20 protein-coding genes are annotated in these 24,085 nt (G+C 62.7%); 18 read left to right on the top strand and 2 right to left on the bottom strand.

Features of this window, described 5'->3' with window-relative positions; all coding sequences use genetic code 11:
* Positions 1 to 225 precede the first annotated feature (225 nt).
* The 15 genes from AC3WRD_RS28130 to AC3WRD_RS28060 all read left to right on the top strand — a co-directional run bounded on the left by AC3WRD_RS28130 (position 226) and on the right by AC3WRD_RS28060 (position 19,040).
* Positions 226 to 1,578, top strand: a complete 1,353-nt coding sequence (locus tag AC3WRD_RS28130; RefSeq protein ID WP_096823038.1) for a TolC family outer membrane protein — start codon at positions 226 to 228, stop codon at positions 1,576 to 1,578.
* Between the two features lie 34 nt (positions 1,579 to 1,612).
* Positions 1,613 to 3,769, top strand: coding sequence for a type I secretion system permease/ATPase (locus AC3WRD_RS28125; protein WP_096823037.1), 2,157 nt, complete (start codon positions 1,613 to 1,615; stop codon positions 3,767 to 3,769).
* Positions 3,759 to 5,126 carry an HlyD family type I secretion periplasmic adaptor subunit gene (locus AC3WRD_RS28120; RefSeq protein ID WP_096823036.1) on the top strand — a complete coding sequence of 456 codons (1,368 nt, stop codon included), beginning with the start codon at positions 3,759 to 3,761 and terminating at the stop codon, positions 5,124 to 5,126. The genes AC3WRD_RS28125 and AC3WRD_RS28120 overlap by 11 nt, the downstream gene beginning before the upstream one ends.
* Positions 5,127 to 5,413: 287 nt before the next feature.
* Positions 5,414 to 6,310 carry a TauD/TfdA dioxygenase family protein gene (locus tag AC3WRD_RS28115; protein WP_096823035.1) on the top strand — a complete coding sequence of 299 codons (897 nt, stop codon included), beginning with the start codon at positions 5,414 to 5,416 and terminating at the stop codon, positions 6,308 to 6,310.
* Positions 6,311 to 6,328: 18 nt separating this feature from the next.
* Entirely contained in the window at positions 6,329 to 7,354 is a 1,026-nt protein-coding gene (locus tag AC3WRD_RS28110; protein WP_096823034.1) for an ABC transporter substrate-binding protein, read from the top strand.
* A gap of 5 nt (positions 7,355 to 7,359) precedes the next feature.
* Positions 7,360 to 8,220 carry an ABC transporter ATP-binding protein gene (locus AC3WRD_RS28105; protein WP_085712610.1) on the top strand — a complete coding sequence of 287 codons (861 nt, stop codon included), beginning with the start codon at positions 7,360 to 7,362 and terminating at the stop codon, positions 8,218 to 8,220.
* Between the two features lie 20 nt (positions 8,221 to 8,240).
* The gene (locus AC3WRD_RS28100) at positions 8,241 to 9,107 is read left to right on the top strand and encodes an ABC transporter permease (RefSeq protein ID WP_096823033.1); all 867 of its coding nucleotides are present in this window, start codon (positions 8,241 to 8,243) and stop codon (positions 9,105 to 9,107) included.
* Positions 9,108 to 9,165: 58 nt separating this feature from the next.
* The gene (locus AC3WRD_RS28095) at positions 9,166 to 10,083 is read left to right on the top strand and encodes a LysR family transcriptional regulator (RefSeq protein WP_011331856.1); all 918 of its coding nucleotides are present in this window, start codon (positions 9,166 to 9,168) and stop codon (positions 10,081 to 10,083) included.
* 102 nt (positions 10,084 to 10,185) lie between these two features.
* On the top strand, positions 10,186 to 11,721 hold the full coding sequence (locus AC3WRD_RS28090; protein ID WP_096823032.1) for an MFS transporter: 1,536 nt from the start codon (positions 10,186 to 10,188) through the stop codon (positions 11,719 to 11,721).
* An 18-nt stretch (positions 11,722 to 11,739) separates the two neighbouring features.
* On the top strand, positions 11,740 to 12,810 hold the full coding sequence (locus tag AC3WRD_RS28085; RefSeq protein ID WP_102620533.1) for an HlyD family secretion protein: 1,071 nt from the start codon (positions 11,740 to 11,742) through the stop codon (positions 12,808 to 12,810).
* Complete coding sequence (locus AC3WRD_RS28080; RefSeq protein WP_102620534.1) at positions 12,807 to 14,258, top strand: efflux transporter outer membrane subunit; 1,452 nt, start codon at positions 12,807 to 12,809, stop codon at positions 14,256 to 14,258. The genes AC3WRD_RS28085 and AC3WRD_RS28080 overlap by 4 nt, the downstream gene beginning before the upstream one ends.
* A gap of 83 nt (positions 14,259 to 14,341) precedes the next feature.
* Positions 14,342 to 15,121 (top strand): efflux RND transporter periplasmic adaptor subunit, encoded by a 780-nt coding sequence (locus AC3WRD_RS28075; RefSeq protein ID WP_102620535.1) that lies wholly within the window; start codon positions 14,342 to 14,344, stop codon positions 15,119 to 15,121.
* Positions 15,118 to 16,437, top strand: a complete 1,320-nt coding sequence (locus AC3WRD_RS28070; protein ID WP_102620536.1) for an efflux RND transporter periplasmic adaptor subunit — start codon at positions 15,118 to 15,120, stop codon at positions 16,435 to 16,437. Before AC3WRD_RS28075 ends, AC3WRD_RS28070 begins: the two co-directional genes overlap by 4 nt.
* A complete protein-coding gene (locus AC3WRD_RS28065; RefSeq protein ID WP_102620537.1) occupies positions 16,438 to 18,534 on the top strand; it encodes a site-2 protease family protein in 2,097 nt (698 codons plus the stop codon).
* Between the two features lie 11 nt (positions 18,535 to 18,545).
* The gene (locus tag AC3WRD_RS28060; RefSeq protein WP_102620538.1) at positions 18,546 to 19,040 is read left to right on the top strand and encodes a GNAT family N-acetyltransferase; all 495 of its coding nucleotides are present in this window, start codon (positions 18,546 to 18,548) and stop codon (positions 19,038 to 19,040) included.
* A gap of 10 nt (positions 19,041 to 19,050) precedes the next feature.
* Here the strand turns inward: AC3WRD_RS28060 and AC3WRD_RS28055 are convergent, their stop codons facing one another.
* Together AC3WRD_RS28055 and AC3WRD_RS28050 are read right to left on the bottom strand one after the other, a co-directional pair.
* Complete coding sequence (locus AC3WRD_RS28055) at positions 19,051 to 19,362, bottom strand: DUF6916 family protein (RefSeq protein ID WP_096823021.1); 312 nt, start codon at positions 19,360 to 19,362, stop codon at positions 19,051 to 19,053.
* A 56-nt stretch (positions 19,363 to 19,418) separates the two neighbouring features.
* Positions 19,419 to 20,006: a phage tail protein gene (locus AC3WRD_RS28050; RefSeq protein ID WP_102620539.1), complete on the bottom strand. Its 588-nt coding sequence runs from the start codon at positions 20,004 to 20,006 to the stop codon at positions 19,419 to 19,421.
* Positions 20,007 to 20,248: 242 nt separating this feature from the next.
* Between AC3WRD_RS28050 and AC3WRD_RS28045 the strand changes: the two genes are divergently transcribed.
* The 3 genes from AC3WRD_RS28045 to AC3WRD_RS28035 form a co-directional block, all read left to right on the top strand.
* On the top strand, positions 20,249 to 21,844 hold the full coding sequence (locus tag AC3WRD_RS28045) for a glycosyltransferase family 39 protein (protein WP_102620540.1): 1,596 nt from the start codon (positions 20,249 to 20,251) through the stop codon (positions 21,842 to 21,844).
* A gap of 145 nt (positions 21,845 to 21,989) precedes the next feature.
* Positions 21,990 to 22,826: a sulfotransferase family protein gene (locus AC3WRD_RS28040; protein ID WP_102620541.1), complete on the top strand. Its 837-nt coding sequence runs from the start codon at positions 21,990 to 21,992 to the stop codon at positions 22,824 to 22,826.
* Between the two features lie 52 nt (positions 22,827 to 22,878).
* The coding region (locus AC3WRD_RS28035; protein ID WP_146013106.1) for a DUF4347 domain-containing protein at positions 22,879 to 24,085 on the top strand (1,207 nt) is incomplete at its 3' end.

The following is a 24,085-nucleotide window of genomic DNA, read 5'->3' as shown; positions in this document are numbered from 1 at the left end:
ATTCTTTCGCTATTAAGTTTATGCCAAACTATTGACCTTCTGGGAGCCATCCTAAACAATCGCCCCAGTAATGTCACATTGATATTTATGCGGCGACCTGCCTTCAGCGTGTGATCCAGTTCCGGTTTTAAACTTTCCGACATACGGTCATTCCGGTTGCCATCTTCCGACGCAGCTCGCCATTTTGCTGTGATTCAAGACAAGAAGTTCTGGGAAATCTTTACCATGCGTTCGCACCTGCTCAAGGCTCTACCCTTCGCTCTCGCCGCCTCTTTTGCACAAGCACAATCCTTACCGGAAGCCATGCAACAGGCACTGGATGTCCATCCGGAAATCCAGGCAGGGGTCAACAGTCGATTGGCTGCGGATTATCAGTTAAAGGCTGCCAAAGGTGGATACCTGCCCAAGGTCGATCTGCTCGGCGGTTATGGCCGTGAAGGCACCGACAGCGTCACCACCCGTGCCAACGGTGGCGGCAATCACTGGGAAACCCTGAATCGCGGCGAGTCGAGTGTGCGCCTGTCGCAAATGGTTTTTGACGGTTTTGCGACGTCCAGCGAAGTCGGGCGTCAACAAGCCACCGTCAACTCCCGCGCCTACTCCTTGCTGGGCACCTCCGAACGCACCGCGCTGACCGTGGCCCAGGTTTACCTGGACGTGTTGACCCGTCGCGAATTCGTGCGCCTGGCCGAGGAAAACCTCAAGAGCCACCAGCGTATCTACGACCAGATCCAGTTGCGCACCCAGCGCGGCGTCGGCAGCGGTGCCGACCTCGACCAGGCCGAAGCGCGGATGGCCCAGGCCCGCAACAATCTGCTGACCGAGCAGACCAACCTCGCCGACTCGGAAACCAACTTCCTCAGCGCTGTCGGCCAGATGCCCGATCAACTGGAGCGTCCGGCGCCGTTCATGGCGATGATGCCGGCCAACCTCAATGAAGCGCGCCAGCAGATGCTGGAAAACAGCCCGATCCTGCGCTCGGCCGAGTCCGACATCGCTGCTGCCGAGAAGCAGTACGAAACCGCCAAGTCGACCTTCTACCCACGTTTCGACGCCGAACTGGGCCGCACCGCCGACAACGACCTCGACGGTCAGAACGGTCACAACAATGAATGGCAGGCGATGCTGCGCATGCGCTTCAACCTGTACTCCGGTGGCAGCAACAAGGCTGACCTGGAATCCAAGTCCTACCTGTCGAATCAGGCGCTGGACATCCGCAACAACGCCCTGCGTCAGTTGAACGAAGAACTGGGCCTGGCCTGGAACGCCTTGAACAACGCCAACGCCCAGGTGCCGATCGCTCAGCAGTACGTTGATCACAGCACCTCGGTGCGTACCGCTTACCAGCGTCAGTTCAGCCTCGGCGAACGAACCCTGCTGGATTTGCTCGACAGTGAAAACGAACTGTTCACCGCTTCGCGCCGTCTGGCCGAGATCAAAAACATTCAGTTATTTACTCAGTACCGAATCAAGGCGACCATGGGCGAGTTGCTCAAGAGCCAGGGAGTGGTCGCACCGATGGCATCCGTTGTGCAGAACGACGTGAAGCCCAAGGTCCAACTGCCCGGGATGAATTGAGTTGTCCCTTTTCAACTGTTAAAGAGTGTCGAGCGTGGAATCAGAAGTCAGTCGAGTTCATCTCAGTCATGATCCACGCGCGTTGCACGACGATCCGTTACTGGATGGTCTGCTCGCCCTTTGCATGCTGCACCAGAAACCCGCCAGCGCGGCGATGCTGACCACCGGTCTGCCGCTGCCCAAGCAACGCCTGAGTGTCGAGCTGCTGCCCCGTGCGGCGGCGCGCGCCGGACTGCAGGGGCGGGTGCTGCAACGCAAGCTGGAAGAGATTCCGGCCATCGCCATGCCGGCGCTGTTGCTGCTCAAGGATGGTCGCAGCGCTGTCCTGCTCGGCTGGCAGGGTGAGAACGAAGCCCGGGTGTTGCTCAGCGAAACCGACGGCGGCGAGTCCCTCGTCAACCGTGAGCTGCTGGCCGACGACTACCTCGGCAAAGTGTTCTTCGCCCAACCCCAGCACAAATTCGACGTCAACCATGGCACGCTGATCCCGCGTGCACGCTCGTGGTTCCGCGACACCCTCAAGCGCTCGCGCTGGCTGTACGTCGACGCCATCGCCGCCAGTTTCCTGATCAACATCATCGCCATGGCCGCGCCGCTGTTCGTGATGAACGTCTACGACCGCGTAGTGCCGAACCAGGCTGAAGCGACCCTGTGGGTCCTCGCACTGGGCATCACTGGCGCCTACATTTTCGACCTGATCCTCAAGAGCCTGCGCAGCCTGTGCCTGGATCTGGCCGGCAAGAAAACCGACCTGATCATCTCCGCCACGCTGTTCGAACGCATTGTCGGCATGGCCATGAAATACCGCCCGGCGCGGGTCGGCAGCTTTGCCCAGAACATCCATGAGTTCCAGAGCCTGCGCGATTTCCTCGCCTCGCTGACCCTGACCAGCCTGATCGACCTGCCGTTCACCCTCCTGATCTTCATCGTCATCGCGATTCTCGGCGGGCATCTGGTGTGGATTCCGGTGCTGGCCTTCCCGATTGCGCTGCTGATCGGCTACGCACTGCAGAAGCCGCTGGTGGCAACCATGGAACGCACCATGGCGCTGGGGGCCGAGCGTCAGTCGAGCCTGATCGAAACCCTCGCCGGCCTCGACGCGGTGAAGGTCAACAACGCCGAAAGCGAACGCCAGTATCAGTGGGAACAAACCATTGGCACTCTCAGCCGCCTCGAGCTGCGGGTGAAAATGCTCTCCGGCCTGGCGATGAACATCACCCTGCTGATCCAGCAACTGGCCGGGGTGATCATGATCGTCTTCGGCGTGTACCAGATCATCGCCGGCAACCTGAGCATGGGCGGTCTGATTGCCTGCTACATGCTCAGCGGTCGCGCACTGAGCCCGCTGGCATCGCTGTCCGGTTTGCTGACTCGTTATCAGCAGGCGCGGGTGACCATGACCTCGGTCGACCAGATGATGGAGCTGCCGCAGGAGCGCAATTTCGAAGAGCGCCCGCTGAGCCGCAAGGTGCTGCAAGGCGCCATTGAATGCCGTCAGCTCAACTTCACCTACCCGGATCAACAGAACCCGGCGCTGAAAAACATCAACCTGGTGATCCGTCCCGGCGAGAAGATCGGCATCATCGGCCGCAGCGGTTCGGGCAAGAGCTCGCTGGCCAAACTGCTGGTCGGCCTGTATCAGCCGGACGATGGCGCGTTGCTGGTGGATGGCGTCGATATCCGCCAGATCGACGTCAGCGAGTTGCGCTACAACATCGGCTACGTGCCGCAGGACATCCAGCTGCTGGCCGGCACCCTGCGTGACAACCTGATTTCCGGCGCCCGTTACGTCGAGGACGAGCTGGTGCTGCAAGCCGCCGAACTGGCCGGCGTGCATGAATTCGCCCGCCTGCACCCGCAGGGTTATGAACTGCAAGTCGGCGAGCGCGGGCAGAACCTGTCCGGCGGCCAGCGGCAGAACGTCGCCCTGGCCCGGGCGCTGTTGCTCAATCCGCCGATCCTGCTGCTCGACGAACCGACCAGCGCCATGGACAACACCGGCGAAGAGCGCCTCAAGCAACGCCTGGCTGCAGTCGTTGAAAACAAGACCGTGGTGCTGGTGACGCACCGGGCGTCACTGCTGTCGCTGGTGGATCGTCTGCTGGTGATCGACCGCGGGCAGATTCTCGCCGATGGCCCGAAAGCCGCCGTGATGGAAGCGTTGAAGAAGGGGCAGATCAGTGTTGCTTAAGTCGGGTTTCAAGGATTCGATCCGTCGCTACTTCAAGGGCTCTGCCTCGCTGCAGGGCCAGCCGCTGCCGGAGGTCAACAAGGCCTTGATCGAGGACGCGCCGCGTGTGGTGCGGCTGACGATCTGGGCGATCATCGGTTTCTTCGTGTTCCTGATGCTGTGGGCCAACTTCGCCGTCATCGACGAAGTGACCAAAGGCGACGGCAAGGCGATTCCATCGTCGAAGATCCAGAAAATCCAGAACCTTGAGGGCGGTATCGTCTCCGAGCTGTTCGTCAAGGAAGGCCAGATTGTCGAAGCCGGCGCCCCGCTGGTTCGCCTGGACGACACGCGATTCGCTTCCAACGTCGGCGAAACCGAAGCTGATCGCTTGTCGATGCTGCTGCGGGTCGAGCGCCTGAGCGCCGAAGTCGATGACCGTCCGCTGAATTTCCCGGAGGACGTGCTCAAAGCCGTGCCGGGTCAGGCCAAGAGCGAAGAATCGCTGTACGTCAGCCGTCGTCAGCAATTGCACGATGAAGTCGGCGGCTTGCAGGAGCAGTTGATCCAGCGTCAGCAAGAGTTGCGCGAGTTCACCTCGAAGCAGGCGCAGTACCGCCAGCAACTCGGCCTGCAACGCCAGGAAATCAACATGTCCGAGCCGCTCGTGGCCCAGGGCGCGGTGTCGCCGGTGGAAGTGCTGCGACTCAAGCGTGCAGAAGTGGAAACCCGTGGTCAGCTCGACGCCACCACACTGGCGATCCCGCGTGCCGAATCGGCGATCAAGGAAGTGCAGCGCAAGATCGACGAAACTCGCGGCAAATTCCGCAGCGAAGCCCTGACTCAGCTCAACGAAGCCCGCACCGACCTGAACAAGGCCCAGGCCACCGGCAAGGCGCTGGAAGACCGGGTCAGCCGGACGCTCGTCACCTCGCCGGTGCGCGGCATCGTCAACAAGATGCTGGTCAACACCATCGGCGGCGTGATCCAGCCGGGCAGCGATTTGCTGGAAATCGTGCCGCTGGACGACACCTTGCTGGTCGAAGCGAAGATCCGTCCGCAGGACATTGCGTTCCTGCATCCGGGCCAGGAAGCCACGGTGAAATTCACCGCGTATGACTACACCATCTACGGTGGTCTGAAGGCCAAGCTCGAGCAAATCGGTGCCGACACCATCACCGACGAAGACAAGAAAACCACCTACTACATCATCAAGCTGCGCACCGATCGCAGCCATCTCGGCACTGACGAGAAGCCGTTGCTGATCATCCCGGGGATGGTGGCGTCGGTGGATATCATCACCGGCAAGAAGACCGTGCTGAGCTACCTGCTCAAACCGATCATCCGGGCGCGGGCCGAGGCGCTGCACGAACGGTAAATCTTCACGGACGCCTTTGCGGTACTCGCGAAGGCGTCCGTCGCAACAACACATTCCGTCCAGAAGTGACACAAATGGTCACTCACCATCCAGTCCATTCCAAAGCAATCGCCATATCGTTATTCGCTAACGGTATTTAAATTCCGCTTCTTATAGCTATAAAGTCGACCTCCTGCGTACCTGCCGACCAATCGGCGCGCCGCACGACACGAACCAACACGCAATCCAGCGTGAGTTTCTGATCGACGCGCGCGCCCTTGAGCGTGCCGTGCGTGGGAGATTGATTGATGTCCGCAGCTACTGCTACCCCAAGCGCCGCGACTGTCGCGCCGCAAACCTTCGAGATCCGCCCGTTCAGCGGTGCCGTCGGCGCCGAAATCATCGGCCTCGACCTGACCCGTTCGGTCAACGATGAAGACTTCGCCCGCATCCACCGCGCGCACCTCGATCACCACGTCGTGGTGTTCCGCGACCAGCGCATCACCCCGCAACAGCAGATCGATTTCAGCCGCCGCTTCGGCGTGTTGCAGATCCACGTGCTCAAGCAGTTCCTGCTGGCCAATCACCCGGAAATCCTCATAGTTTCCAACATCGTCGAGAACGGCCAGAACATCGGCCTCGGTGATGCCGGCAAATTCTGGCACTCGGACCTCTCCTATAAAGAGCTGCCGAGCCTCGGCTCGATGCTGCACGCCCAGGAGCTGCCGTCCGAAGGCGGCGACACCCTGTTCGCCGACATGCACAAAGCCTGGGACAGCCTGCCCGACGCGCTGCGCAAAGCCGTCGAAGGCCGTTCGGCTGCGCATTCCTACACTGCGCGTTACAGCGAAACCAAATTCGAAGGCAACTGGCGCCCGACCCTGACCCCGGAGCAATTGGCCCAAGTCGCCGAGGTCGTGCACCCGGTGGTCCGCACCCACCCGGAAAACGGCCGCAAGGCGTTGTTCGTCAGCGAAGGCTTCACCACCCGCATCGTCGGCCTGCCGGAGGACGAGAGCAAACAACTGCTCGATGAGCTCTACGCCCACAGCGTGCTGCCGCAGAACATCTATCGCCATCAATGGCAGCCCCACGACCTGGTGTTCTGGGACAACCGTTCGCTGATCCACCTTGCCGCCGGTTGCCCTGCGCACCTGCGCCGCAAGTTGTATCGCACCACCATCCAGGGCGACGCGCCTTTCTGATTTGCCGGAGAACCGATCATGTCCAAACGTCTTCCATTCGCGCCGCTGGCGGCGGCCATCGGCCTCGGTTTCAGCCTGATCGCCGGCAGCCTGGTGGCGCCGACCGTGGCCCACGCCGAAGGTGAAATCCGCATCGCCGAACAGTTCGGCATTGTCTATTTATTGCTCAATGTGGTGCGCGATCAGGGACTGATCGAGAAGTACGGCAAGCAGGAAGGGCTCGACATCAAGGTCGACTGGACTCAGTTGTCGGGTGGCGCGGCGGTCAATGATGCGCTGCTTTCCGGTTCCATCGACATTGCCGGCGCTGGCGTCGGGCCGTTGCTGACCATCTGGGATCGCACCCATGGCAAGCAGAACGTCAAGGCCGTGGCCTCGCTGGGCAACTTCCCGTATTACCTCGTCAGCAACAATCCAAAGGTCAAGACCATCGCCGACTTCACCGAGAAGGATCGCATCGCGGTGCCGGCGGTCGGGGTGTCGGTGCAGTCGCGTTTCCTGCAATACGCGGCCGCCAAGCAGTGGGGCGACAAGGAATTCAATCGCCTCGACAAGTACACCATCGCCGTCCCGCACCCGGACGCCACCGCTGCGTTGATCGCCGGCGGCACCGAGCTGACCGGGCATTTCTCTAATCCGCCATTCCAGGATCAGGCGCTGCAGAACCCGAACGTGCACGTGGTGCTCAACTCCTATGACGTGCTCGGGCCGAACTCGCCGACCGTGCTGTTTGCCACCGAGAAATTCCGCAACGACAACCCGAAGACCTACAAGGCGTTCGTTGAAGCCCTGACTGAAGCCGCGCAATTTGCGCAGAACGATAAAGGTGCGGCGGCGGACACTTACATCCGCGTGACCAAGGCCAAGATCGACCGTGCCGAGCTGCTGAAAATCATCGACAACCCGCAGTTCGAGTTCAGCGTCACGCCGAAAAACACCTACCCGCTCGCCGAGTTCCTCTACCGCGTTGGCGCGATCAAGAACAAACCTGAATCGTGGAAGGACTACTTCTTCCAGGACGCCAAACCGCTGCAAGGGAGCTGATCGACATGAACGCCCCCTTGCAAGGCCACGCGGCCAGCAACCCGATCGCCACAGCGCAGGCGCTGTTGGCGGTCGACCAGGTCAGCCTCGAATACCGCACGCCGCAGCGCGTCGTGCGCGCCACACACCAGGTCAGTTTCGAAGTCGACCAGCAGGATCGCTTCGTGCTGCTCGGCCCGTCCGGTTGCGGTAAATCGACGTTGCTCAAAGCCGTCGCCGGGTTCATTGCGCCGTGCGAGGGCGAGATCCGTCTGCAAGGCCAGCGCGTCGACGCGCCGGGGCCGGACCGGATCGTGGTGTTTCAGGAGTTCGATCAACTGCCACCGTGGAAAACCGTCAAACAGAACGTGATGTTTCCGCTGCTGGCCTCGCGCACCCTGAAGAAAAAAGAAGCCGAAGAGCGTGCTCTGCATTATCTGGAAAAAGTCGGCCTGGCAGCGTTCGCCGATGCCTATCCGCACACCTTGTCCGGCGGCATGAAGGCGCGGGTGGCGATTGCCCGGGCGCTGGCGATGCAGCCGAAAATCCTGCTGATGGACGAGCCATTCGCCGCGCTGGATGCCCTGACCCGCCGCAAGATGCAGGAGGAATTGCTGCTGCTCTGGGAGGAGGTGCGTTTCACGTTGTTGTTCGTCACCCACTCGATTGAAGAAGCGCTGGTGGTCGGCAATCGCATCCTGCTGCTGTCGCCGCATCCGGGGCGGGTGAGGGCGGAAGTGCACAGTCATCAATACGATCTGCAAAGCCTCGGCGGCGTGGCGTTCCAGGAGTCGGCGCGGCGCATTCATCGGCTGCTGTTCGATGAAGGGCAGTCGCCGGAAACCGAGCGCGAGCACGATTTCAACGACATTCGCATCGCTTATTGAGCCACCCGGAGGATCGCCCGATGAGCCATTCATCATCCGTACGTCAAGAATTCGAAATTGATTTGCAGCCGCTGACCAGCGTGCCGGTGGAGCGCGAACTACCGCTGGGCCAGCGCCTGTGGCAGCAGGGCTGGCTGCGCAAAAGCGTGATCCTGATTCTGCTCGCGGTGCTCTGGGAAGTGGTGGCCCGCGTGCAGAACAATGATCTGTTGCTGCCGAGCTTTTTGCAGACCAGTCATGCGCTGTACGACGGCTTGCTCAGTGGTGAACTGCTGGGCAAGGTGTGGATCTCGCTGGTGGTGCTGCTCAAGGGTTACCTGATTGGCATCGTCCTGGCCTTCGCCCTGACCACGCTGGCGGTTTCGACCCAATTCGGCCGGGACCTGCTGAGTACCCTGACCTCGATGTTCAACCCGTTGCCGGCGATTGCGCTGTTGCCGCTGGCGTTGCTGTGGTTCGGCCTGGGCCAGAACAGCCTGATTTTCGTGCTGGTGCATTCGGTGTTGTGGGCGCTGGCGCTGAACACTTACGCCGGGTTTCTCGGCGTCTCGGAAACCCTGCGCATGGCTGGGCGCAACTACGGTTTGAAGGGCATGCGCTTCGTGCTGTTCATCCTGATTCCGGCGGCGCTGCCGTCGATCCTCGCCGGGCTGAAAATCGGCTGGGCTTTCGCCTGGCGTACCCTGATCGCCGCCGAACTGGTGTTCGGTGCCACCAGCGGCAAGGGTGGCCTGGGCTGGTACATCTTCCAGAACCGCAACGAGCTGTATACCGACAAGGTGTTTGCCGGTCTGGCCGTGGTGATCCTCATCGGTCTGCTGGTGGAGAACCTGGTGTTCGACACGCTGGAGCGGGTGACGGTGAAACGCTGGGGAATGCAGCGCTGATTGTTTGATCTGCTAGCATTGCGTTCGAATCAATTCTGATCGGTCACGAGTGCTCAGCATGCAACTCCCGGACATGAACCTGTTGGTCGCCCTCGACGCCTTGCTCGACGAGGGCAGCGTGGTCGGCGCCGCGCGGCGGATGAACCTCAGCCCGGCAGCCATGAGCCGTACGCTGACGCGAATCCGCGAAGCCATTGGTGATCCGATTCTGGTGCGTGCCGGCCGGGGTCTGGTGCCGACGCCCAAGGCGCTGGAACTGCGCGAACAGGTGCGCGATGTGGTCGAGCAGGCGGCGCTGCTGTTTCGCTCGGCCGATGCGGTGGAACTAGGCACCCTGCGTCGGCGCTTCAGTATTCGCGCCAACGATTTTTTCGTCGGCGTGTACGGCGGCAAGCTGTTCGACACCTTGGATCAACTGGCGCCGCACTGTGAATTGCGCTTCGTTCCCGAGGGTGACGGCGACGATGAAGCCTTGCGCGAAGGGCGAATCGACCTGAGTGTCAGCAACACCCGTCCGGTGACCCCGGAAGTCAAAGTGCAGAACCTGTTTTCCACCCACTTCGTCGGCCTGGTACGCGAGGATCATCCGCTGCTGGATGGCGAGATCACGGCCGAACGCTATGCCGGGTTTTCCCATATCAGCATGTCCCGCCGGGGCATCGCCCGTGGGCCTATCGACACCGCGTTGAATGCCTTGGGGCTGGAGCGGCGAGTCGCGGTGATCGCGCCAAGTTTCCACGCGGCGATGTTCGCCCTGCCGGACTCCGACCTGATCCTGCCGGTGCCCAAGGAAGCGCTGCTCAGCGTGCGGCGACTGGGATTGAAGCTGCGCTCGTTCGACCTGCCGATCCCGTTGCCGACGCTGATGCTGACCCAGGCCTGGCACCCGCGTTTCGACAAGGATCCGGCCCACCGCTGGCTGCGGGAAACCCTCAAGACCTGCTGCGACGAAACCTGGCTGGCGGCGCAGCCCTGACGATTGCGTCTGACGCACTTATAAGCTGCCAACAAGTCAATTTTCGTCAGCTCTAAGCCTTACTAAGATGCTCCGGTATTTTTCCCTCCGGAGTTTGCCTGCATGACATCCCTGACGGTTACGGCGCCGATTGCCGCTGCCGCTCCGATGGCCGCCGCGCCCCCGGTGTTCGGGGCCCGGATCATCATTGGCCTGGTCGGCGTACTGCTGGCGGTGCTGGTGTCGGGCCTCAACGAGATGGTGACCAAGGTCGCCCTGGCCGACATTCGCGGCGCCCTGAGCATCGGCTACGACGAAGGCACCTGGCTGGTCGCCAGCTATACCGCGACTTCGGTGGCGGCCATGGCGTTCGCGCCGTGGTGCTCGGTGACCTTTTCTCTGCGTCGCTTCACCCTGTGCGCCATCGGCGTGTTCACCCTGCTCGGGGTGCTCTGTCCGTTCGCTCCGAACTACGAAAGCCTGCTGCTGATGCGCATCCTGCAAGGCCTGGCCGGCGGCGCGTTGCCGCCGATGCTGATGACGGTGGCCCTGCGGTTTCTGCCGGCCAATATCAAACTGTACGGCCTTGCCGGTTACGCCCTGACCGCCACGTTTGGCCCCGGTCTCGGTACGCCGCTGGCCGGGTTGTGGACCGAGTACGCCGGTTGGCAGTGGACGTTCTGGCAAATCATCGTGCCGTGCCTGATCGCTATGGCCGCTGTCGCGTACGGCCTGCCGCAGGATCCGCTGCGTCTGGAGCGCTTCAAGTCGTTCAACTGGAAAGGCCTGCTGCTGGGGTTTCCGGCGATCTGCATGTTGGTGATCGGTCTGTTGCAGGGTAATCGTCTGGACTGGTTCGAGTCGAACCTGATCTGCGGTTTGCTCGGCGCCGGTTCGCTGTTGCTGGTGGCGTTTCTGATCAATGAATGGTCGCAGCCGATCCCGTTTTTCAAGTTGCAGATGCTCGGCATTCGCAACCTGTCGTTCGCCCTGATGACCTTGGCTGGCGTGCTGGTGGTGCTGCTGGCAGTGGTGCTGATTCCATCGAGTTACCTGGCTCAGGTGCAGGGTTACCGGCCGGTGCAGACCGCACCGATCATGTTGCTCGCGGCGTTGCCGCAACTGATTGCGCTGCCGCTGGTGGCGGCGTTGTGCAACCTGCGTTGGGTTGATTGTCGCTGGGTGCTCGGCATCGGCTTGAGCATGTTGACGCTGTCGTGCCTGGGTGGCTCGCAGCTGACCTCGGAATGGATTCGCGACGATTTCTACGTCCTGCAATGGCTGCAGATTTTCGGCCAGCCGATGGCGGTGCTGCCGTTGCTGATGCTGTCGACCGGCAGCATCCAGCCGCAGGACGGGCCGTTCGCGTCGGCGTGGTTCAACACCGTTAAAGGCCTGGCGGCGGTGGTCGCCACCGGGGCCATCGAGGCGCTGACCACGGCTCGCCTGCATTTTCACTCGACGATGCTGGTGGATCGCCTCGGCAACTCGCCGCTGGCCGCGAGCAACGACCCGGGCCTCGCTCATCGCCTGCACGAACAGGCCGTGGTGCTGACTTCTTCGGATCTTTATCTGTGCATGGCTGGCGTCGCAGTGACGCTGATCCTGCTGATTTTCTGGCTGCCGACGCGGATCTTTCCGCCGCGCGCGCCGACTTGACTGGAACAGAAGGTTTTTATGACGACTCAAGCAAAGCAAAAACTCGCGGTGGCCGTGGCCGCCGCTCTGGCGGTCGGTGTGCTGGTGTATCTGGCGATGCCCGGCCTGTTCGGCAAACGCACCCAGCAGAACACCAACGACGCGTTCGTCTCCGCCGATTTCACTTTGGTGGTGCCGCGTGTGGCGGGGTTCATCAAGGAAGTGCTGGTGGAAGACAACCAGCAGGTCAAGGCCGGGCAGTTGCTGGCGCTGATCGATGACCGCGACCTGCGCGCCGCCGCCGAAGCCGCCGATGCGCACACCGTGGTCGCCCGCGCTCAATTGCAAAACGCCAAGGCCACGCTGGAGCGGCAGACCTCGGTGATCGCTCAGGCGCAGGCGTCGGTGGTTTCGGCCAAGGCTGAAATGGCCTTCGCCCAGCAGGAACTGAACCGCTACAACCACTTGGCCGGCGTCGGTGCCGGCACCGTGCAGAACGCGCAACAGGCGCGCACCCGGATTGATCAGGCTTCTGCGCGGCTGGACACGGCCACGGCAAAACTGGCCGCGGAACGCAAACAGGTCGAGATTCTGACGGCGCAGCGCGATGCCGCCGAAGGCAGTCTGAAACAGGCACAGGCGGCACTGGAAATCGCCAGTTTCGAGCTGTCCTATACGCGCATCACCGCGCCTCAGGACGGCATGATCGGCGAACGCGCCGTGCGGGTGGGCGCCTATGTGACGCCGGGCAGCAAACTGCTGGCGGTGGTGCCGTTAAAGCAGGCTTATGTGGTCGCCAACTTCCAGGAAACCCAGCTCACCGACGTGCAGCCGGGGCAGGACGTGCAAGTGCGGGTCGACAGTCTCGGCGGCGAAGCCCTGAGCGGTCGCGTCGAAAGCATAGCCCCGGCCACCGGCGTGACCTTCGCCGCCGTGAAACCGGACAACGCCACCGGCAACTTCACCAAAGTCGTGCAGCGGATTCCGGTGAAAATCCTGCTGGAACCGGGCCAGCCATTGGCCGAGCGCCTGCGCGTGGGCATGTCGGTGGAGGCGAGCATTGATACCAAAAGCTCGGCGACGTCGGTGCGTGAGGTGACGCAGCGATGAAGCGCTTTCAATCTCTGACGGTTGTTCTCAGTCTGTCGGCGTTGGCGGCGTGCACCGTCGGCCCCGACTTTCAGAAGCCCGAAGCCACGCAGATTGCCGACTGGGCCAAGCCCGCCAAATCCGCACCAAGCCAGGCTGTCAGCGAACCCCTGAACGAGCGTTGGTGGGAGGTTTTTCACGACGCGCAACTCTCAGCCCTGACCCAGCGCGCCGTGAGCAGCAACCTCGACCTGCAACTGGCCAGCAGTCGCCTGCAACAAAGCCGCGCCGCACGTCAGGTGGTCAGCGCCGACCGCTATCCAACGACCGCCGCCACTGGCAGCTACGCACGCAAACGCAACAGCGGCGAAGGCCTGAGCGACCCGTCCGGGCACAACGGCGATTCCGCCTTCAACCTGTGGGACGCCGGTTTCTTCGCCTCTTGGGAACTGGACTTCTGGGGCCGTGTGCGTCGGGAAGCCGAAGCGGCGGATGCCAATCTCGAAGTCGCGGAAAACGACCGTCGCGGCGTGTTGCTGGCGGTGCTCGCGGACACCGCGCAGAACTACATTCAGTTGCGCGGCGTGCAGAACACCCGCGCCGTCACCGAGCAGAACCTCGATGTCGCGCGGCACAGCCTGAAACTCTCGCAACTGCGCCTCAACGACGGCGTGGCCACCGATCTAGACGTGGCCGAAGCGGCCGCGCAAGTGGCGGCCATCGAATCGCGGCTGCCGGCGCTGGAGCAGCGTCAGGCGCAACTGATCAACGCCATCAGCCTGTTGATGGGCGAACCACCGCAAGCCCTGAGTAAAGAGTTATCCACAGACGCGCCGGTGCCACAGTCTCCGCTGGAAGTCGCCATCGGCCTGCCGTCGCAACTGGCCGAACGCCGTCCGGACATCCGCCAGGCCGAAGCCCGGTTGCACGCCGCCACCGCCAATATCGGCGTGGCCAAGGGGGATTTCTATCCGCGCATCACTCTGTCCGGCAATCTCGGCTCGCAGGCCATGCAACTCAGCGATTTCGGCTCCTGGGGCTCACGCGCCTTCGGCATCGGTCCGCAATTCAGCTTGCCGCTGTTCGACGGCGGCCGCTTGCGCGGCGTGCTGCAACTGCGCGAAGCCCAGCAGCAGGAAGCCGCCATCGGTTATCAACAGACCGTTTTGCGCGCCTGGCACGAAATCGACGACCAGTTGACCGCCTACAACGCCAGCCAGCGCCGCCGCGACAGCCTCGCCGAAGCCGTGCGCCAGAACCAGATCGCCCTGCGCACCGCGCAACAGCAATACGTCGAAGGCGTGGTCGACTTCGTCAACGTCCTCACCGTACAAGGCGCACTGCTCGCGACCCAGGAACAATGGGTGGAAAGCTCCACCGGCGTTTCACTGGCGATGGTCGGGTTGTACCGGGCGTTGGGCGGGGGATGGGAGTCGGTGTATCCGGTGGGGGAGATGGCGCAGCGTTGATTCTCGCACTTGAATGATGGCCTTTCGCTTGACGCTAACCCCCGCTGTCGTAGACTCCGAGCATCCGTCAGGGAGTAACGGTTATGCGGCGTTTTCGTGGTTGGGTTGTCGGATTGACCTTAGTAACGTGTGCAGTTCAGGCTCAAACGCCCGCGCCAGACGATCCGCTGCAGGATAGTGGCGGGGCGGCCAATGCGTCGGCCAGCAGCGAAGCACGGGGTGTTTTGCGGGCTCGGGATCAGGCGACGCTCGCCAGCGAGTTGTCCGGGCGGATTGTCGAGTTGCCGTTCAGCGAGGGCGAGTCGTTCAAGAAGGGCGATACCCTGGCGAAGTTCGACTGTTCGGCCTATCAGGCCCAGTTGAATGCCGCGCAAGCCGCCAGCCGTGGCGCCGGTGAAGAACTGGCGCACAACCGGCAACTGGCGGCGCTCAATTCCGTCGGGCGTTTCGAGGTGGCCCGGGCCGAGGCCAAGGTCAGCGAGACTCAGGCGCAATCTCAGGTTTATCAAGTCCAGGTCAAACGCTGCAGCGTGGTCGCGCCGTTCGACGGGCAAGTGGTTGAGCGCAAGGTGCAACGCTACGAAAGCGTGTCGGCCGGGGCGCCGCTGCTTGATGTGGTCGACAACCGCACGCTGGAAATCCATCTGCTGGTGCCCTCGCGCTGGATGGCCAGGTTAAAGCCCGGCCAGACGTTCAGCTTCGTCCCCGATGAGACCGGCCAGCCAATCGACGCCACGGTCAAACGCCTTGGCGCGCGGATCGATGAAGGCAGTCAGACCCTGTTGCTGGTCGCCACGCTCCCCGAAGCCAAAGGCCTGCTCGCCGGCATGAGCGGCACCGCGCGTTTTCCGGAGCTTAAGTGAACGCCCCGGTGAGCGGCGCCGCCGAGCAGGTGTTCGCGCGGTTTCTCGATCTCGAACGGCAGACCCGCGCCGCCCGCGATGCGTCGCAACTGGCCTATAGCCTGGTCAATGACGGGCAGTCTCTGTTCGGTTATCGCCATGCGGCATTGCTGATCGCCGGCAAGGTGCAGGCTGTGACCGGCGTCAGCGCGGTGGAACCGAATGCGCCGTTCGTGGCGTTCGTCGAGCAGGCGGTGGCGCAGTTGTTCAAGCAGGATGTGTTGAAGGTTGCGCGGGTGATCGCGCCTGAGCTGGTGGGCGAATCGATCCAGGCCGACTGGCGCAGCCTGTCCGCCGCTCAGGTGTTCTGGCTGCCGTTGATCGACCGCGAGGGCGAGGTGTTCGGCGGTTTGTGGCTGGCCCGCGACGTGCCGTGGAACCCTTCCGAACAAGTGTTGCTGTCGCAATTGGGCGACACCTACAGCCACGCCTGGCTGGCGTTGCAACCGCGCAAGCCGTGGCGGCTGCGCTGGACTCGCAAGCGCCAGGTGGCGCTGGTCGCGGTGTTGTTGCTTGGCTTGTTGATCCCGGTGCGCCAGTCGGTGCTGGCCCCGGCCGAAGTGGTGCCGCAGGGCGGTCGTGTGGTCGCGGCGCCGGTGGACGGGGTGATCGCCGAGTTTCTGGTCAAACCCAATCAAACCGTGAAAACCGGCGACCTGTTACTGCGCTTCGAAAGCACCACCCTCAAGGCCCAGGCCGATGTTGCCGAACGGGCGCTTGGGGTAGCCGAAGCTGAACTCAAAGCCAACTCCCAACGCTCGTTCGCCGACGCTGAATCCAGTTCACGGGTGGATCTGCTGGCCGCCCGCGTCGAGCAAAAACGCGCCGAGCGTGACTACGCTCGCGAACTGCTCAACCGCAGCGAAGTGCGTGCCGAGCGCGACGGTATTGCGGTGTTCGCCGACGCCGAGCGCTGGACCGGCAAACCGGTGCAGACCGGCGAGCGCTTGATGGAAATCGCCGACCCGAACCAGGCCGAACTGCGCATCGAACTGGCGGTAGGCGACGCGATTTCACTGGAACCGGGCGCCGACATCGCGCTGTTCCTCGACAGCGATCCGCTGCAACGCCATGTCGCCAGACTTGAGCGTTCGGCTTATGAGGCGCAGCCCACCGCCGGCGGCCAACTGGCCTATCGGCTGGATGCGAATTTCACCGACGCACCACCGCGTATCGGCCTGCGCGGCACGGCAAAGATATTCGGCGACCGCGCGCCGCTGGTGCTGTACCTGCTGCGCCGCCCGCTGGCCGGTCTACGCCAGAGCGTAGGCCTGTAAATGAACCTGCCGAGCCTGCGTGCCGACCTGCAACTGTCGCCCGCGGCGCCGGCACTGGATGGCTCGCCGCGCTGGACCCTGGCCGACCCGGTGCGCGGGCGCTATTTCAAACTCGGCACCGCGGCGATGCGCCTGTTGCGTCACTGGTCGCTGGGCGATCCCGAGCAAGTGCTGCGCGCCGCCAACCGCGAACCCGGCTTGCCGCTGGACGGCGTCGAGCTGGAGCAATTGCTGACGTTTCTGCGCGGGCATGACCTGATCAGCGCCCTCGACGATCAGCAACGCGCCAGTTACCAGCTCAAGGCCCTCGCGCAACGCCAGAGCCTGTGGAAAATCCTGCTGCATCAATACCTGTTTTTCCGCATTCCACTGTGGCGACCGGATGCGTTTCTCAATCGGGCGTGGCCGTGGCTGGAGCGCTTCGGGCCAAGGGTGCTGCGCTTCGGCTTGCCGGCGACGCTGGCGCTCGGGGTGTTTCTGGTCTCGCGGGACTGGCAGCGATTTGTCGGCACCTTTCCGCACCTGTTCAGCCTCGGCGGGGCGATTTCATTCGGTGTGGCGCTGTTCTTCGCCAAGCTCTGCCATGAGTTCGGCCACGCGTTCATGGCCAAGCGCGCCGGGTGTCGGGTGCAGAGCATGGGCGTGGCGTTCATGGTCTTGCTGCCGATGTTCTACACCGACGTCAGCGATGCCTGGCGGGTCAATGACCGACGTGCGCGGCTGCTGATCGGCGCTGGCGGGGTGATGGCGGAATTGCTGCTGGCGTGCATCGCGTTGCTGGTCTGGTCGTTGCTGCCCGACGGCCCGGCGCGCACGGCGGCGTTCATGCTCGCCAGTGCAACCTGGATCACCACGCTGGTGGTCAATCTCAACCCGTTCATGCGTTTCGATGGCTACTTTCTGCTCAGCGATTTGTGGGAAGTCGACAACCTTCAGGGCCGGGCCTTTGCCTTTTGCCGCTGGCGCCTGCGTGAATTCTTGTTCGGCTATGGCGCACCGGCGCCAGAGCCTTGGTCGCCGGCGATGCAACGGCGTTTGCTGATCTGGGGGTATGGCTCATGGTTATGGCGTGCGGCGTTGTTTTTCGGGATCGCGCTGGCGGTCTATCACCTGTTCTTCAAGGTGTTGGGGATCTTCCTGATGCTGGTGGAACTGGTGTGGTTCATCTTTCTGCCGATCATGAGTGAGTGGCGCCAGTGGTGGAGCCGCCGCGAACAGGCGCATGGTCCCCGTGTGCTGCTCAGCAGCCTGGCGGTGCTCGGCCTGTTGCTGGTGCTGATCGTGCCGTGGCGCAGCGCCGTCGAGTTGCCGACGATGCTCGAGGGCGGTCGGGCCAGTGCGTTGCACGCGCCGGTGGCGGCGCGGGTCAAAACGGTGAAGGTCACGGACGGCCAGAAGGTCGCACAGGGCGACGTGCTGATCGAACTGGAGTCGCCGGACCTCGATTCGCGGCAGGCCATCGTCCGCCGGGAAATCCAGATTCAGCAGTTGCTGATGCGCCGTCAGGCCGGTCGCAGCGAAACGGCTGCCGACGCCGGCATCGTCGAGCAACGCCTCGCCGAAGCCGTGGCGGAATACCGTGGCCTGAGCGCCCGCCGCGAACGCCTGCTGCTGCGTGCGCCCCATGCCGGCACCGTGCGTGATTTGCTACCGAACCTGACACCGGGCCGCTGGCTGTCGAGCAAGGATGCGCTGGCGCGGGTGGTCGAGGACGGTTCGCGCCTGCGTGGTTATGTGGCCGAAGCCGAACTGTGGCGGGTCAAACCGGGCGCGACCGGACGGTTTATCGCCGATGATCCGATGCACCCGGCGATCACCGTGAAGCTCGATGAAATCGATACCAATGGCGTGGCCTATGTCGATCAGGAAGCGCTGACGTCCGATCACCACGGGCCGATTGCCGTACGCCGTGATCAACAGCAACGGGCGGAACCGGTGCAGGCGCAATATGGCGCGCGATTGACTACGCTGGATCAGCCACCGACGCCGGTGCAACCGTTGCGCGGCGTGGTCGTGCTGCAGGGCAGCGGCGAGTCGGTGCTCGGCGTGGCCTGGCGTCGGTTGGCGGCGCTGGGGGTCAGGGAAAGCGGTTTCTAGGGAGCGTGAACATGGCGGACAACGCAGCAGTGGCGGCAGACGGATTGGTGGTGCGGCCTTCACGAGCCACCGACGGGCCGTTTTTGCAAAGCCTCTATCAGTCGGCGCGCCCGGATCTGCAATGGATTGATGGCGAGCAGGAAGTGGTGCAGCAAGTGGTCGCGCAGCAATTTCAGGTGCAGGAGCAGGGCGTCGGCGAAAACCATCCCAATGCCATGCACTACGTCGTGGAAAAGCTCGGCACGGCCATCGGCGCACTGAGCACCGACTTCGGCCCCAACGAAATCCGCGTGTTGTACATCGCCTTCATCCCCCAGGCCCGGGGCAAGGGTTACGGCCGTGCGGTGTTGCAAGGCGTGCAAAAGGCCGCGCAACAAGTCCGCTGCCCGGTGACGACGGTGGTCTGGGCCAACAATCCTCATGCACGCCAGCATTACCTGGCGCTGGGGTTCGCGGTGGAAGAACGCAATCCGGCGGCGGAGCGGTTGGTGTGGTACCCGCACTGAGTCCGGAATTTCAGTTAAAGGAAATACAGAAGTAGCCCAATTGCGGATCTCGCCCCATCGCCGGCACCCGTGACACGAAGATGTCCTCTACCCGTCCGAGTTCCGGCAGTTCCAATGCGCACAAACCGTCGACAAACTCGGTCGGCACCAGGCTGTTGAATTCGAGGCAGAAGGGCATGCGTTCGCTGAAGCGGGTTTTCGCCGCAGGGACTTCTTCGAGGTATTCGATCTGAATCGGCAGCGCTGTGCCGTCCGGCAGGTGCAGCGTGTGTTGTTGTCCCAGCAATGCCTGGGCGTGTTGGATCTGAACCGCTTGCAGCATGGTCTGACTCCAGTGACGAGAGAAACGGCCGGGGGCCCGAAGCCCCCGGCAGTTGTTCAGTTGCGCGAAGGGAAGAGGCCGTTCAGGGCAACGCTGAAGTTGAGGACCAGGAAGGGGTTCATGATGCCCAGCGGCTGACTGCCGCCAGTGGAGGAAATGTCCCCGGTGACGGTTGTGGTCAGGCCCTGGATTGGAACCGGCGTGGCGCCTTGGGCGTCGGAGTAGATATTCGCCGAGCCTGGGCCGCCACCGGAGGCGCCGATGTAGGAGTTGGTGGCGGTTGGCGTGGTCGCCGGATTGCTCGCGGGTACGGCCAGTTTCAAGGCCGTATTGGCGGTGAGACCGGTCATGGCGTGCGTATGATTGGGCATGTTGGCAATGGTGGCGGTGACACTCTCGGTGCCGGACACTTCACCGATGACACGCGGCGTCAGCCCCAGCCCGGCCCCCTGAGCGACCATCGTGCGCCCTTGCAGGTTGGGCAACTGAAAGTTGGTCGTGCCATTACCGCCGTAGTAGGTACCCAGCAAGGCAAACAACGCCTGGTATTGCGAGATGCCCAGGATTTGTCCATTACACAAGGCCCAGCCGCTGGGAGCGAAGTTGAAGGCGAACGGTTGAATCGTACCCATAAAGACTTCCATGGTTCCTCATCCTTCTGTTATGTGGTCGGCGCGCCGCGCGGTAGCCTCTACTGCCGGGCAGGTCGAAACGCTTTACTGACTCCTTCCATTTGCGCGGGCAGGTCACGCCAAGCCGTAGCGTAGACCCGGATCGACGGACTTGCCGGACGTCGTCGTGGCCGCGCGTCGGCTTCAGCTCTGGCCTACAGTGTGCGCAATGAATGGCGCTGTTTTTTTACTCGGAATACCGTAAGGGAAGGTTGATGGAAGCGCGTCGCGAGACTCCGCTGGGGGATACCCAGGACCCGTTTGCCGCACCGAATGCCGGTGTCCGGCGTTTGCTGCGCTGGGCTCGCCAGCAGTGGCTGATACCGATTTTGCTGTTGGCGACGGTCGTGCGTTTTTATGACCTGACCGCTGCCGCGATCTGGGGCGACGAAGGCTCCAGCCTGCTGCTGGCGAACTATTCGCTGGGCGGCATCTGGGAGCATGCGGCGTTCGATGTGCATCCGCCGTTTTACTTCATACTGCTGCATGGCTGGATCGGGTTGTTCGGCGACGGCATCCTGTCGATCCGCAGCCTCAGCGCCCTGGCCGGCATCGCCACGGTCGGGCTGGGTGTTTGCCTGGTCGACCGTCTGGCCACCCGCCGCGCCGCGATCATCGCCGGGGTGCTGCTGGCGCTGCTGCCGACGGCGGTGCGCTACAGCCAGGAAGTGCGCATGTACTCACTGCTCGGCCTGCTGCTGATCGGCACCACCCTGGCGTTGATCTGCTGGATCAGGCGCCCGCAGCGTCGCCGGTATCTGGTGATCTATGCGCTGCTGATGACCGCCGCGCTGTACACCCATTATTTCGCCGTGCTGGCGGCGCTGAGCCATTGGCTGTATCTGGGGCTGATCCGCTTGCTGCCGGGTTATCGCCTGCGGCATCTCCAGCGCAAGGACTGGTGGCTGGCCAACCTGGCCATTGTCGTGCTCTACCTGCCGTGGCTGCCGAACCTGCTCGGTCTGATGCAACACATGGAAGAGCTCAAGGCCGGTGGCGATGTCGGCTGGGAAGATCCGGTGACCCTGTCTTCCCTGCCGTCGATGATCTGGCTGTGGTTGATCCAGAACGATGGTGACCATCTTCCGCTGTTGCTGTTCGGCGGTGTGCCGCTGGCCTTGCTGGTGCTGGCGGGCGTGGCCGTTGCCCGCGACCGCAGTGTGAATCATGGCAGTGTGCTGCTGGCGCTCTACACCGGTGTGCCGTTGTTGCTGGTGTTCGCGGTGTCTTTCATCAGCCCGGTGTTTATCGAACGTTATCTGACAGCCTATGCGCTGGGATTGCCGATGTTGGCGGGGCTGGCCATCGATCGTTTGTACAGCCATGTTCGTGTGCTCGCGATAGCGGTGCTGGTATCGCTGATCGGGGTCGAGATGATCGGGGTGAACACCAACGCCACGGTCGATCCGAACGACCAGTTCAATGTCATGGTCGATCACATCAACCGCCACTTCGTCAGCGGCGACCGGATCGTCACCAGCGACATGCTCTGGTACTTGAGCTACGTCTACTACAACCGCACGGATGCCCAGATCCGCTTGTATACACCGCCCGCCGCCGATGGCCGTTCGACGCGTCCGAACCACTATGGTTTCGGCACGCTGGTGTCCGATGAGGTCTATCTGGATCGGCTGGGGGATCTGCCGAAGGACAGCGCTCGAGTCTGGCTGATCGGTGATCTGGACGTGGATGTACCCGATCCATTCGTACCCTTGCCGCCGACCTGGGAATTGCGTGATCAGACCCACGCCGGTGGAGCGAAAGCGCGACTTTTTTCGTTGAAAACAGCGCAAGGAACAGAAGCCAGATGACTTAAACGCTTCACCTTTTTATTCGCGATAAAAACGGATTTTAATAATCCGTTTTGCTCTATTTTGATATCAAAACACTACTAGTCGAAAGGGTATTGTTGGACTACGCTCGTCGGACAAAGGGACTTACAAATACGGTGAAGGGATGCAGCTGTTCCACTTTATCTCCGGCTTGCCGCGCTCGGGCTCGACCCTGCTTTCTGCGATCCTTCTGCAGAACCCGCGCTTTCATGCTGGCATGACCAGCCCGGTCGGCGCACTGTTCTCCGGTGTCCTTGAACAATGCAGCGCCGGCAGCGAATTCGGCGCGGTGATCGGCACCGAGATGCGCCGTCGCCTGCTGCGCGGGCTCTTCGACTCCTACTACGCCGACAAGGCCGACAAACCGGTGGTGTTCGACACCAATCGGCAGTGGAGCTCACGCCTGCCGGCCATCAGCGACCTGTTTCCCCAAGCCAAAGTCATTGCCTGCGTGCGCAACGTCGCCTGGGTGATGGACAGCCTGGAACGGCTGTACCGCGCCAATCCCTATGAAAACACCAAGCTGTTCGGCGATGCCGTCGAGCGCAACACGGTCTACAGCCGCTGCGAAACCCTGGCCCAGCGCAACCGCCTGGTGGGATTCGCCTGGGCGGCGCTCAAGGAAGCCTATTACGGCGAGCACGCCGATTCGCTGCTGATCGTCGATTACGACTTGTTGACCCAGGCCCCGGAGCGCGTGCTGCGGCTGGTCTACGACTTCATTGGCGAACCCTGGTTCGAACACGATTTCGAACACCTGGCCTATGACGCGCCAGAGTTCGACCAGGCCCTTGGCGTGGCCGGCCTGCACAAGGTCAAACCCAAGGTCGCCCTGCAGTCCCGGCGCACGATTCTGCCGCCGGACCTGTTCAAGCAATACGCCGATTTGTCCTTTTGGCTCGATGGCTCAGCCAGCGCTGCCAATGTCATTCGTATGAAGTCCGACGCCGCGATCAGCTGATCGCGGCGTTTTTCATTGATGCGTTACAACTGTTCGAGTCCGGGTGAGCAACATGTGGTGGAGCAAGCAAAAGTCGCGGGTAACCGAAGGCCAACGGACGCTGGCTGCGCCGCTGATCATGTCGCTGGAACCGCGCATGCTGTTCGACGGTGCCGTCGCGGCCACTGTCGCTGATACAGCCGCCCAGGCCGACAGCCACCCCACCGCCGATGCAGCCAAGGCGCCGACGGCCGATCATCCGGTGGCCAGCAAGGACACCCACGGCCAGGCCGATGCCACGCCTGCCGCCAGCCCTGTCGCGGTACCGGGCCAAAGCGTGGTGTTCGTCGATGCCCGGGTCAAGGATGCCGACAGCCTGCTCAAAGGCGTCGCCCCCGGCACGCAAGTGGTCAAGCTCGATGCCAGCAAGGATGGTTTGCAGCAGATCGCCGATTATCTCGACCAGCACTCGGGCGTCAGCTCGGTGCAGATCATCGCCCACGGCAACGCCGGTGACTTGTGGCTCGGCAACAGTTACCTGTCGGCGGACAACGTCGCGCAGCGCAGCGCGGTATTGGCGGAAATCGGCAAGGACATGAACGTCGGCGGCGACATCCTCATTTACGGCTGCTACACCGCGGAGGGTGACCGAGGCCTGAGCTTCGTCGACTCGCTGGCGCAATTGACCGGCCGCGACGTGGCGGCATCGAACAACCGCACCGGTGTGGGCGGCGACTGGGATCTGGAAATCGCCACGGGCAAGATCGAGAGCGCCAATGTGCTGTCGACCCTGTCGATGAGCGAATACCAGTGGGGCCTCGCCACCTGGACCGCCACCAACAACGCGAACACCGGGGTCGGCTCGCTGCGAGCAGCTTTGGCCTCGGCGCAGAACGGCGACATCGTGACCTTCGGCACCAGCATGACGGTGCAGCTCACTTCGGAGTTGTTGATCAACAAGAACATCACGGTCGATGGCGACCTGAACAACGACGGTGTCGCCGACGTCACGCTCGATGGCCAGTACAAGACCCGGGTGGTGGAAATCACCTCCGGCAGTACGGTAACGCTCGATGGCCTGGTCATCACCCGGGGCCTGGTCTCGGGCAACGGTGGTAATGGCGGCTATGGCGCAACCGGCGCCATGGGCGGCGGGATTTTCAACGCCGGCATCCTGACCCTGAACAACGTTTCGGTCACGGGTAACGCGGCGGCCGGCGGTGGCGGCGGCGGCGGTGTCACGGGCGCCAACTACGGCGGCGGTGGCGGCGGTGGCGGTG

It is taken from the genome of Pseudomonas sp. FW215-R2, assembly GCF_058789255.1.
The sequence above is the reverse complement of the archived record's forward strand: the minus strand, read 5'-3'. Positions and strand labels throughout refer to the sequence as shown.

What these genes read in the sequence shown, in the direction of transcription:
- AC3WRD_RS28110 (WP_096823034.1), top strand. Translation starts at nt 6,329, where the DNA reads ATGTCCAAACGTCTTCCATTCGCGCCGCTGGCGGCGGCCATCGGCCTC.
- AC3WRD_RS28115 (WP_096823035.1), top strand. Translation starts at nt 5,414, where the DNA reads ATGTCCGCAGCTACTGCTACCCCAAGCGCCGCGACTGTCGCGCCGCAA.
- AC3WRD_RS28075 (WP_102620535.1), top strand. Translation starts at nt 14,342, where the DNA reads ATGCGGCGTTTTCGTGGTTGGGTTGTCGGATTGACCTTAGTAACGTGT.
- AC3WRD_RS28100 (WP_096823033.1), top strand. Translation starts at nt 8,241, where the DNA reads ATGAGCCATTCATCATCCGTACGTCAAGAATTCGAAATTGATTTGCAG.
- AC3WRD_RS28040 (WP_102620541.1), top strand. Translation starts at nt 21,990, where the DNA reads ATGCAGCTGTTCCACTTTATCTCCGGCTTGCCGCGCTCGGGCTCGACC.
- AC3WRD_RS28130 (WP_096823038.1), top strand. Translation starts at nt 226, where the DNA reads ATGCGTTCGCACCTGCTCAAGGCTCTACCCTTCGCTCTCGCCGCCTCT.
- AC3WRD_RS28085 (WP_102620533.1), top strand. Translation starts at nt 11,740, where the DNA reads ATGACGACTCAAGCAAAGCAAAAACTCGCGGTGGCCGTGGCCGCCGCT.
- AC3WRD_RS28105 (WP_085712610.1), top strand. Translation starts at nt 7,360, where the DNA reads ATGAACGCCCCCTTGCAAGGCCACGCGGCCAGCAACCCGATCGCCACA.
- AC3WRD_RS28095 (WP_011331856.1), top strand. Translation starts at nt 9,166, where the DNA reads ATGCAACTCCCGGACATGAACCTGTTGGTCGCCCTCGACGCCTTGCTC.
- AC3WRD_RS28090 (WP_096823032.1), top strand. Translation starts at nt 10,186, where the DNA reads ATGACATCCCTGACGGTTACGGCGCCGATTGCCGCTGCCGCTCCGATG.
- AC3WRD_RS28080 (WP_102620534.1), top strand. Translation starts at nt 12,807, where the DNA reads ATGAAGCGCTTTCAATCTCTGACGGTTGTTCTCAGTCTGTCGGCGTTG.
- AC3WRD_RS28045 (WP_102620540.1), top strand. Translation starts at nt 20,249, where the DNA reads ATGGAAGCGCGTCGCGAGACTCCGCTGGGGGATACCCAGGACCCGTTT.
- AC3WRD_RS28055 (WP_096823021.1), bottom strand. Translation starts at nt 19,362, where the DNA reads ATGCTGCAAGCGGTTCAGATCCAACACGCCCAGGCATTGCTGGGACAA.
- AC3WRD_RS28060 (WP_102620538.1), top strand. Translation starts at nt 18,546, where the DNA reads ATGGCGGACAACGCAGCAGTGGCGGCAGACGGATTGGTGGTGCGGCCT.
- AC3WRD_RS28065 (WP_102620537.1), top strand. Translation starts at nt 16,438, where the DNA reads ATGAACCTGCCGAGCCTGCGTGCCGACCTGCAACTGTCGCCCGCGGCG.
- AC3WRD_RS28050 (WP_102620539.1), bottom strand. Translation starts at nt 20,006, where the DNA reads ATGGAAGTCTTTATGGGTACGATTCAACCGTTCGCCTTCAACTTCGCT.